We start from the raw sequence: 10,994 nt of genomic DNA, 5'->3' as shown, positions 1-10,994 counted from the left end.
AAATGATGACAACAACATTAAATGTAAAAGGCATGACATGTGGACATTGCGAGAAAGCAGTACGAGGTGCTCTTTCTGAATTAGACGGCGTTTCGAACGTACACGTAAATTTAGAAACAGGTAAAGTTGACGTTGAGCATTCTGATAACGTGACAGAAGCGCAAATGGTAGAAGCAGTAGAAGACCAAGGTTACGACGTAGCGTAATGCGAACCCCTTTCGATAATTAGAATCGGAAGGGGTTTTTTATTATTAAAATATATTATAACCGTTCTACGATATTCAGACTTTTCTGCAATATATATGGAAACCGCTTTCACTATTCGCTATACTAGAAAAGAGACAGGGCTACTTTCGAATCATATAACAATTGACAGTGGAGGGTGAAAAAGATGCTTACATATGGAAGCATAATCAAACAAAATGCCGAAAAGTTTCGTACCAAGCCGGCTGTAATTTTTAATGGGAATACACTTAGCTATCAACAGCTAAATGAGCGCTCTAATAAAATTGCCAACACTTTCTTGCAAAGGGGTTATCAAAAGGGAGACAAGGTCTCTGTATTGATGCAAAATAATGATGTCTATATTGAAGTCATGATTGCACTTGCAAAGATTGGCGTCGTAACAGTACCAATTAACTACCGTTTAAAAGGGGAAGAAATTAAGTATATCGTAAAAGACTCTGACAGCAGAGCTTTCATTACAACGGAAGAATATGAAGCGCAAATAGCTTCAATCAGTTCAGATTTACCACAGCTTGACAGCATCTTAATTGTCGGAGAAGGTACAGACAGCAAATTTGAAAGCTATGAAGCATTTGTGGCTTCAGGAAGTGCTGCTGAACCAGAAGTGGACGTGCATGAAAATGATCCGTTATATATCGGCTATACGTCTGGGACGACAGGCAGACCAAAAGGGGTAGTCATTTCACATCGAAATCGTGTGTTAATGGGTATGGTTTCTGCTTACGAGTATAAGGTGGACGAATCTGATGTACATATTGTCGCAGGGCCGATTTATCATGCAGCACCGTGGATCTTCTTAATGATGCAGTTAATTGCCGGCGGAACACTTGTCATTCAAAAAGGCTTTAATGCCAAAGAATTTTTGGAATTAGTGGAGAAATATAAGGTTACAAATACCTTCCTTGCACCGACAATGTATAACTTTATTGTTCATGCAGATGACGAGGTGAAAAACGCTTATGACATTCGCTCAATGCGTGTACTTATTTCCGCAGGTTCTCCGCTTCCAACACGAACGAAAAATGAGATATTAGCATTCTTTAAAGATGTAGACTTGCATGAATTCTACGGCTCAACTGAAAGTGCCGTCACATTAAATATTAAACCGAAAGACATTACGCGCAAGGACCGTTGTGTCGGTCAACCGTTCCCGCTTGTGGAATGTATGATACTTGATGAGGACAAGAAGCCTGTGAAGCAAGGCGAAGTAGGGGAGCTTTATTTCAAGGCCCCATATCTTCTTGATGAATATTACAAGAATGAAGAAGCGACAGAAGAAGGCTTCTACAATGGTTTCTTCAGCGTCGGTGATATGGCGATGCAAGATGAAGAAGGTTATTATTATATCGTTGACCGGAAGAAAGATATGCTGATTAGCGGCGGGGTTAATATTTATCCGCGTGAAATTGAAGAAGTGCTGTACGGACACAGCGATATCGTGGAAGCAGCGGTTATCGGTATTCCTGATGAAGTGTGGGGAGAATCAGTAAAAGCTATTGTAGTGCCGCGAGAAGAAGGAATTCTAACAGCAGAAGATGTAATTGCATATTGTGATGAACATCTTGCAAGCTATAAAAAACCGAAATCTGTTGAATTTGTTAAAGAATTGCCACGTAATCCATCAGGGAAAATTTTAAAACGTGAGTTACGTGATACGTACTGGGAGCAAAGTGGTTCAAAAATTTAATCATACATGAACGAGAAGGTTGGCGATGATGAATCGTCAGCCTTTTTATGTGCCAAAAAACGGGTTTTATTAAGGAAGTTGCACAACATAAGTACAACAGATGTTTTTGGTACAATGATAAATAGTTTAGCACTATTCAAATGTGAAAAAGGAGCTTTATTGTATGTGGTATTTGCTGTTAACAATGCTTGAGCGGATTGGGATCATCGTGACGGTCGCTTTTTTGATGACCCGGGTACGTTTTTTTCGAACGGTTATTGACCAGCGAGAAGTGCGGCTTCGCGATCGTTTTACAGTCATGTTAATGTTCGGCGGGTTTGGTGTGATTGGGACTTATACAGGGTTATCAGTAGATGCGCTCACCTATGACATGTCGAAATGGACTTTTTCTCTTTCTGGAAATGAAGCGCTTGCGAACTCTAGAGTAATTGGTATTGTTGTTGGTGGTTTACTCGGTGGTTGGAAGGTCGGCTTAGGAGCTGGTCTAATAGCAGGTGTCCATCGCTTTACACTTGGTGGTTTTACGGCATTTTCTTGTGGCTTGGCAGCTGTTGTAGCAGGGCTGCTATCAGGAATGATGCGCAGGAAAATGCCTGACCAAAAAGTGTTTCAACTAAAGGTTCCGCTTTTAATCGGAGCAGGAGCGGAAGCTGTGCAAATGCTGATTATTTTATTAACAGCAAAGCCCTTTGATGCGGCGTGGAGCTTAGTTGGAAAAATTGGCATTCCAATGATCGTCGCGAATGGTGTGGGCTCCGCTTTGTTTGTTTTAGTCATTCGTAACGTATTTAATGAACAAGAAAAAGTAGGTGCATTGCAGGCACAGAAAGCATTACTGCTAGCAAAATTAACATCCTCACATTTAAGAAGCGGCTTATCAGAGAGTACGGCAAATGAAACGTGCCAAGTGCTTCTTAATGAAGTTCGCGCATCAGCTGTGTCAATAACGGACCACCGCAATGTCCTTGCTTTTGTCGGGATGGCTTCTGAGCACCATCAAGCAGGTGAGCCAATCCAAACGATTAGTACAAAGCACGTGTTGCAGACAGGAGAATTATTCATTGCAAATAAGGAGAAAATCAACTGTCCGAACGAAAATTGTCCGTTAACTGCTGCAGTTATTGCGCCATTAAAGCAAAATGACCAAGTCATTGGCACAATGAAATTTTATTTCCAAGCTGAAAAGGATATTACGAAAGTTACGATTGAATTTATCGAAGGGTTGTCTGCGTTATTAAGTCAACAGCTTGAAATCGCAGATGCTCAAAAGTGTGTCCAGCTTGCAAAGGAAGCTGAAATCAAAGCGCTTCAAGCTCAAGTTAGTCCGCACTTTCTTTTCAATACGTTAAATACAATTGTGTCCATGATTCGAATTCAACCAGATGAAGCACGTCGGTTGTTGGTCTCACTTTCTCGTTATTTGCGGCAAAATCTTTCAGGCACAAATGAAAAAATGACGACGTTGAAGGAAGAGCTGAACCATGTAAAAGCGTATTTATCAATTGAACAAGCACGGTTTAAAGATAAACTAAGCGTGAACTTTCAAATTAATGAGGATGTTCTTTATTTGCATATTCCACCGATGACATTGCAGCCTTTGATTGAGAACGCTATTAAGCATGGGTTAAAGGCTATGGCAGAAGGAAGCCGAATTGATCTTATTATTCAAAAAGAAGATGAAGGAGCAATGGTAACAGTTAAAGACAATGGAATAGGCTTCAATCACACGAATACAACAGATTTATTAGAAGCACCTGTTCATTCACAGGAGGGGGCAGGTATAGGGATATATAATGTCAATCAACGATTGCGTATGTTATTTGGCCCTGAATCAGGTTTACATATTGAGTCAACAAAAGGAAACGGTACGAAGTTTCAATTTTATTTACCAAATGCAGCAAAGGTAGGGTAGGATACAATGGAGAAGATTCGCGCAATTATTATTGATGATGAACCATATAGCAGAGAAGAATTAAAGCACTTGTTATCAACCTACAATGTAATTGAAATCGTTGGGGAGGCTGATTCAGGGGAGAAAGGGTTAGAGCTAACGATGCACTTAACGCCTGATGTCTTGTTTGTCGACATTGAGATGGGCTACATGTCGGGGATTGAGCTTGTTGATGCACTCCAGAAGTTGAAGGAACCACCGAAAGTAGTGTTTGCGACGGCTCATCCTGACTATGCTGCAAAAGCGTTTCGTTATGAAGCTGTTGATTATTTATTAAAGCCCTTTGCTGAAGAAGAGCTCGAGGAAACAGTTAAACGTATACAGACGCATTTTCAAGTAAATGAGCAACCCGAAAGGACATCTGCTTCCTTAGGCAAATTAGCTGTTGAGGCAGATGAACGAATTTTTTACATTGCTCCACAAGAAATTTTATACATTAGCGTCGAACAACGAGAAACTAAATTATTTACGAAAGAGAAGGAATACCATACAAAGCTTACCCTTAAGGAATTAGAGGATAAGCTCACGCATTATTCCTTCTTTCGAACACATAAGAGTTATTTAGTTAATTTACAGAAAATTGAACAGCTGATCCCTTGGTTCAATGGTGCATATCAAATAAAGGTAGAAGCAAGGAATGAGGAAATCCCTGTAAGCCGTAATTATGCGAAAGCCTTAAGAGACAAGCTTGAACTATAAGTTAAAAAAGATTTTTAAAATTTCGATACATGTTGGGCGTAAATGATTGCATGTTAGGTATGATGTGAGACATGTTACGCTCAAACTCCCCCTGTCTTGACATGCTTTTTATATAATAGATATACAATCATTTGAAAGCGCATACACGTCTTGAACGGTAGAAAGGGGAGAAGGCGAATGGTAACATTTTTAGTGTCAATTGCACTTTTAGTAGTTGGATATTTTACGTATGGAAAGTTCGTCGAGAAAGTATTTGGCGTTAAAGAAGAACGTCAAACACCAGCATATAGTATGGCAGATAACGTCGACTATTTGCCAATGGATACGAAACGAAATGCATTAATACAACTTCTGAATATTGCAGGTGTTGGTCCGATTTTTGGTCCGATTCTAGGTGCATTGTATGGTCCTGTTGCATTTGTATGGATTGTGTTAGGTGCAATTTTTGCAGGGGCTGTACATGACTACTTAACAGGGATGATCTCACTTCGTAATCGTGGGGCCCATATTCCTGAACTTGCAGGGAAGTTTCTTGGTAAGACGATGAAGCACGTAGTGAATGGTTTTTCAGTCCTTTTATTACTATTAGTTGGAACCGTTTTCGTAACAGCACCAGCTTCACTTATTCATAACATGACATCAAGCTGGCTAGGTTTGGGAGCGATTTTAGCAGCAATTTTTGTGTATTATATCATTGCAACTGTTTTACCAATTGATAAAATTATTGGCCGTGTGTATCCATTCTTTGGTGCATTGCTTCTGATTAGTGCTGTTGGAATTGGAGCGGGATTGGTTGTAACTGGCGCACCGATTCCTGAGCTTTCTTTCCAAAATATGCATCCAGATAACGCACCAATCTTCCCGTTGTTGTTCTTAACCATTTCGTGAGGGGCATTATCAGGCTTCCATGCAACTCAATCACCAATTATCTCTCGTACAACGCAAAAAGAAGGTCAAGGACGGAAGATTTTCTACGGTATGATGATTACAGAAGGTATTATCGCAATGATTTGGGCAGCGGCAGCGATGAGTCTGTTCTCTGGAAATGAACTAAATAATATTCTAGCAGCAGGTGGACCAGCGGCCGTAGTAAGTGAAGTAGCAACAACAATGCTTGGAGCAATTGGGGGAACGCTTGCAGTTATCGGGATTATCGTTCTTCCGATTACATCAGGTGACACATCTTTCCGAAGCTTGCGTATGATTATCGCAGACTATTTTAATATCTCACAGCGCAAAACAGTAAATCGCCTATGGATCGCATTACCATTGTTTGGACTTTCATTTGCACTTACGAAAATTGATTTTACAATTCTATGGCGCTACTTCTCTTGGGCCAACCAATCGACCGCAATGATTGCCCTATGGATTGGCGCGATGTATTTGATACTATCTAAGAAAAATTATTTTATCGCGATGGTGCCTGCAACGTTTATGACAATGGCAACGTTCACGTATATTTTATATGCAAAAATTGGCTTTCATCTTCCATTAAATATCGCATACATTGGAGCAGCACTTGGTACTATATCAGTCGTATGGCTATTCTATCGCTCAGCACGCAGACAGCTTGCACAGCCGTTTCCACTTGATGATGATAATACGGATAAGGCCGCATAACAATGGCATGTTGTAATCGTAATCAACATGAATATGTCCAAAAGGAAGAAGAGCGTATTAATGAGAAGGGGAGCGAGTATACGCCCCTACTTGTAAAAATCATTTCTGCTGTTGTCCTAACAGTGGCACTTGTACTCGGTTTCATTTAAAGAAAGCAAGAGGACTGACTGTATTTAGTCCTCTTGCTTTTTTTTACATTAGTCATATCTGAGGGATTCTTCCCCTTCGACAATCTCTTCAAGCTCTGTTAAAAAGTTTAACTGTAGCGGGCCTGGTAAACGATCGATTAACTCCTCAATCTCAGGGAGTGATTCAGCATCTTCAATTGTCTTAGGTCTATCATCAAGACTATGCCATGCTGCTTTCAATTCTTCAATCCACTCGTAGAAATGCTTCTCAAACCGTTCTGCCCATTCTGCACCTTCATCACCTGAAGTCTTTTGCATCATTGTCCAGTCTTCGAGAACGATGGTTAACTTTTGATGTATGTCTTCTGTCATGGCTTCTCACCTCACTTCTACATTAGATTCTTTTTTACAATTTTATCAACGACTTCATGTAATTCATCAGGCCGTAGAAATTCAACCGGTGAATAGCTTTGTTTATCAAATGAAATCGTATCACCTTCAATCAACAGAACATAACGACCGTTCACTTTTGCAATGTGAATTTGCTCAGCGAAATCTGATAACAGTGCTTTTATCGCGATATGGTCAACCTTCATTTTTAAGTCGACATCAGGCGTTTGTTCAATAAGGTATGAAGTCGCTTCACTCACTTGTTCAGTTGTTAAATGTTCACGTATTTCTCTTTCAGGACTCGTTTCCCAAACTTCTAAGTCTTTTTTGAAAGAGGATTGTGCTTCACTGTTTTCTTCATAGCTTTCGGAAATATGCTGTTGAACCATCCCCATGACTTGGTTTTTCATAATGTGGGGCATCGGCTCCTCATAGGAAACAAACTTTAAAAAGTCTTCAAAGTAATTTGCATGTGAGGATTGATGAATCTTCAATTCTCCTTCTTCAACCATTCCTTCTTCAGGCATATAAGGATATTGAATTGATTTCATATTTTTTGTTGTAATCGCCATTTCGACTTGATGAATCAAGCTTTGTTCATCTGTAATGGAAGCCACCTTCGGTTCGAAGTCACATTTTAATAGAAAAACAAATGGCTCATCAAAGTATTTGTTCAGCTTGGCTCTAACAATGATTAATGCACCACCACGGATTGCGCTCGTATCCATGTAAGCTTTGACTAGCTCAACACTTGCCTGCTCGAATGCTTCTTTAGTTTGTGCCTCTCGAACACGGTTAAATTGGTTAAAGTTTGGGTTTGTGTCAAAATTGTACCCTTCCTCAACGATAAAACGGCCGATTTTTGTCGGTGCTTGAGGTGATTTTGGATGTCTTTCAACTTTTCGTTTTGTGATCTTCATTAATTCGCCATCTAAAAAAGGCTGCAAGGCACTGTTTAAATACTCCTCTGTATGTAGCGTTTGATAATGTTTATAGGTTTTATCAGCTTGTTCTGTTCCTTCAACTACGAAAAAAGATAAAAACTGTATATCAAAATCCATCGTCATTCCCTCTTTCATCTAAATAACATAAAAAGTTTACCAAATTAAAACCCCTTTTACCAAAGCATAAAGGCAAAAGGGGAAGAAATTAATTTTCGTATGGTTTAATTAATGCATATAATGTTTCAATGTAAGGAAGCTTGAGGTCAGCTTTCTGCGCTAAACGAATGGCACCGCCATGTAAATGTTCGACTTCAAGTGTCAATCCTTTCCGTCGGTCTTGATGCATCGAGGAAGTTGCTTCATCCGGAAAGCTGTTCAGCTGTTCAGTCGCTTTATCAACATGTTCATCCGATAGTGGAATATCATAAACATTTGCTAGCTGCTTCATTTCAAGAAGCACATTGCTTGCCAACTGGAATGTTGAAGGGTTGTTGCGAACGGTTCCGATTGGAAAGTTTCCTGCTGCAGTTACGCCAGAAAAGGCGGAAATGAACATATATTTCTTCCATAAGTCTTTTAAAATATCATCACTATGTCTACTAATCATATTAGCAGTCTCGCTAATTCCAGCTAAATCCTCGCAAAGCTCTTGCTGTGATGGGTGCAGAGCTCCAAAAACGATGTCATGCTGTTTGCTTGTATGAGACACATGACCTTTTTCATTCAAAGTCGCAATAATAAAGCAAAGCCCGCCAATGACCGCTTCTTCACCTAACTCTTCTTTTAAAATATCAATATGCTCAATTCCATTTAATACAGGGAGCACTTTAGCACCTTTATGGACAAGCTCTTTCAAATGTGGGATTGTCCCTGTTAAATGGTAGCCTTTAACTGCAAGTAGAACGAGATCAACTTTTTCAATTTCATCTACTGACTGAACAATGTTCAACTTTTCAAGTTCATAATCACCTTGTACACTATGTATCGTAAGCCCGTTTTCCTTTAACTCGGCAGCACGTCTTTCACGAACAAGAAACTGTACTTCCTGTCCAGCTTCCTGCCATCTTCCCCCGAAATAAGCCCCCAATGCGCCGGCTCCTAAAACGACGATATTCATCATGTCACCTCATCATATGTTTTTATAAAATTGTAGCATTTATGCGGGGAAACGACAAAGGGTGTGATGGAGGTGCTCTAATATTTCTATGTATTATACCTTTTAATATGCTCAATAATGTTTAGTGATAATATAGTGCTATTTAATAGGTAATAATAGTATTATTTGTAATAAAATAAAAATAAACACAGGACTATTGACATAAAAATGAATATGAGTAAAAATATTACTCGTATTAAAAATTTTTAATTTAATCATATTTATAGAGGGTGGAACATTTGTTAGATTATTTAATCACGTCAAAAACTAGGATTAAATTAATGTTAAAGTTTTTTCTAAATACTGACACAGAGTCCTACCTTCGTAGTTTGGCGGAAGAGTTAGGGGAATCAACAAATTCTATTCGTGTTGAACTAAACCGGTTAATGGAGGCAGGTTTATTAGAAACGACCTCAGATGGTCGGAAAAAGGTTTACAAAGCAAACAAAAAGCATAGCCTTTTTGTTGATTTACATACCATTGTAAAGAAGTATATTGGAATTGATAAATTAATCGAAGGTATTGTTGAAAAGTTAGGAGATGTAGACCTCGCATTAATTACTGGAGACTACGCAAAAGGAATTGATTCGGGATTAATTGATTTAGTGGTTATTGGGGATGTAGATAAAACATATCTTGAAAAATTAGTAAATAAATCAGAAAGTCTAATAGAACGAAAGATTCGAACACTTGTTTTATCACAAATTGAATTTGAAAAATTACAGCAAAAGTTTATACAAGAAAAAGCCCTTGTGATTTGGGGTAATGAAATAAAATAATACATAGGACGTTAAATCCTCAACAAAATATATAAACTGTCAAAAGAGAGTGGATAATGACTACAAATAAGATGTTTTTTAAGAATATTCTTTTAACATTAAGCCGTCAAGTCATTGGGATATTACTAGGTTTAGGGTTAACAATTATTATCGCAAGAACGCTCGGTCCAGAACGACAAGGCTTATATGCGTTAATTATTTTATTGCCAACAATGTTAGCAACCTTCTTAAATATGGGCGTTGGTGTATCGTCAGTTTACTACATTGGTAAAGCTCAATATAACTTACAAGATATTATCAAAACGAATATTCTGCTGGCTGTCTATTTAAGTGCTTTTTCTGCTTTAATTGGTTTTATTGTAATCGCATTTTTTTCAACTGAATTGTTTCCAGGTGCTTCCGAAACCTATTTGTTCACTATGCTGTCTCTTATCCCTATTTTATTTTTAAAAAAATTTTTAAATGCGATTTTTCATGGAATGCAAGATTTTAAATCATTCAATTCTATTATCTTAATTGGACAACTTGGAAATTTTTTATTAGTTTTCATTACGTTAATTATTTTTTCTCTAGGTTTGAAAGCTGCCCTTCTTTCATATGCATTTGGGCATGTTCTTACTTTAATCCTAACCTTCAGCCTACTGAAACAAAAATATGATTTTAGTTTGTTGAACGGAAAACTATCAACAGTTTATCTAAAATCATCTTTAACATTTGGATTGAAAGCTCATCTTAGCAATATTATGGCATTCCTAAATTATCGTGCAGATTTATTTGTTATTTCATTTTTTTTAGGCCCGTTAGCTGTTGGGTTCTATGTTGTGGCAGTGAGTATAACTGAAAAGATTTGGGTTGTTTCAGAGGCAGTGTCAAGTGTGCTGTTTCCAAAAATATCTTCCATTACAAATGAAGAAGAAAGAAATGAACTAACATCAATGGTGAATAGGAACATCTTATTTTTAGCGATTTTAGTTGGAGTTGCACTTATCTTATTATCAGATATTTTTATTTTATTATTGTTCGGAGAAGAATATCAGCAGAGTTCACAAGTATTAAAATTCCTTGTCCTTGGGATTGTTCTTGGTTCCTCGGTAAAAGTAATTTCAAATGATCTTGCAGGCAGAGGAAAACCAGAAATTAATATGTATGTAGCTATCTTAACAGTTACCTCAAATCTTCTTTTAAACATTATTCTAGTTCCAATTCTAGGTATTTATGGAGCGGCGATTGCCACTTCCATAACATATAGCATGGATTGGGTCATTAAGTTAGTGATTTTTAAAAAAATAACAGGTAAACCAATCCATACTTTTCTTTTAGTTAACCAAAAAGACCTGAAAGCCTATCAAAACTATTTGTTAAAACTAAAACCGAAAATAAGAAGGGCGTCATAG

At 38.1% G+C, this 10,994-nt stretch carries 10 protein-coding genes and 1 pseudogene; 8 read left to right on the top strand and 3 right to left on the bottom strand.

The features are described 5' to 3' along the window. The first annotated feature begins 5 nt into the window (after nt 1-5). The 6 genes and pseudogenes from copZ (at nt 6) to LC040_08235 (ending at nt 6,352) form a co-directional block, all read left to right on the top strand. Nucleotides 6-206 (top strand): copper chaperone CopZ, encoded by a 201-nt coding sequence (gene copZ, locus LC040_08260; protein ID WLR53230.1) that lies wholly within the window; start codon nt 6-8, stop codon nt 204-206. A 185-nt stretch (nt 207-391) separates the two neighbouring features. Then, the gene (locus LC040_08255) at nt 392-1,933 is read left to right on the top strand and encodes a long-chain-fatty-acid--CoA ligase (protein ID WLR52870.1); all 1,542 of its coding nucleotides are present in this window, start codon (nt 392-394) and stop codon (nt 1,931-1,933) included. Nucleotides 1,934-2,096: 163 nt separating this feature from the next. After that, nucleotides 2,097-3,845 (top strand): sensor histidine kinase, encoded by a 1,749-nt coding sequence (locus LC040_08250; GenBank protein ID WLR52869.1) that lies wholly within the window; start codon nt 2,097-2,099, stop codon nt 3,843-3,845. A 6-nt stretch (nt 3,846-3,851) separates the two neighbouring features. Further along, nucleotides 3,852-4,583 carry a LytTR family DNA-binding domain-containing protein gene (locus LC040_08245; protein WLR52868.1) on the top strand — a complete coding sequence of 244 codons (732 nt, stop codon included), beginning with the start codon at nt 3,852-3,854 and terminating at the stop codon, nt 4,581-4,583. Between the two features lie 177 nt (nt 4,584-4,760). After that, nucleotides 4,761-6,203 (top strand): annotated as a pseudogene (locus tag LC040_08240) (carbon starvation CstA family protein). Between the two features lie 2 nt (nt 6,204-6,205). Then, nucleotides 6,206-6,352, top strand: coding sequence for a hypothetical protein (locus LC040_08235; protein ID WLR52867.1), 147 nt, complete (start codon nt 6,206-6,208; stop codon nt 6,350-6,352). A gap of 48 nt (nt 6,353-6,400) precedes the next feature. Here the strand turns inward: LC040_08235 and LC040_08230 are convergent, their stop codons facing one another. From LC040_08230 to LC040_08220, 3 genes are all read right to left on the bottom strand, one after another. Further along, a complete protein-coding gene (locus tag LC040_08230) occupies nt 6,401-6,703 on the bottom strand; it encodes a hypothetical protein (protein ID WLR52866.1) in 303 nt (100 codons plus the stop codon). Between the two features lie 17 nt (nt 6,704-6,720). Next, nucleotides 6,721-7,782 carry a DUF3900 domain-containing protein gene (locus LC040_08225; GenBank protein ID WLR52865.1) on the bottom strand — a complete coding sequence of 354 codons (1,062 nt, stop codon included), beginning with the start codon at nt 7,780-7,782 and terminating at the stop codon, nt 6,721-6,723. Nucleotides 7,783-7,870: 88 nt separating this feature from the next. Next, a complete protein-coding gene (locus LC040_08220; protein ID WLR53229.1) occupies nt 7,871-8,782 on the bottom strand; it encodes a ketopantoate reductase family protein in 912 nt (303 codons plus the stop codon). A 320-nt stretch (nt 8,783-9,102) separates the two neighbouring features. Here LC040_08220 and LC040_08215 point away from each other — a divergent pair, with 320 nt between their 5' ends. Together LC040_08215 and LC040_08210 are read left to right on the top strand one after the other, a co-directional pair. Then, nucleotides 9,103-9,600 (top strand): winged helix-turn-helix domain-containing protein, encoded by a 498-nt coding sequence (locus LC040_08215; protein WLR52864.1) that lies wholly within the window; start codon nt 9,103-9,105, stop codon nt 9,598-9,600. 56 nt (nt 9,601-9,656) lie between these two features. After that, the gene (locus LC040_08210) at nt 9,657-10,994 is read left to right on the top strand and encodes a flippase (GenBank protein ID WLR52863.1); all 1,338 of its coding nucleotides are present in this window, start codon (nt 9,657-9,659) and stop codon (nt 10,992-10,994) included.

Origin of the sequence: Bacillus tianshenii, assembly GCA_020524525.2 — a bacterium.
Lineage (GTDB): Bacteria > Bacillota > Bacilli > Bacillales > Bacillaceae_N > Bacillus_AV.
The sequence above is the reverse complement of the archived record's forward strand: the minus strand, read 5'-3'. Positions and strand labels throughout refer to the sequence as shown.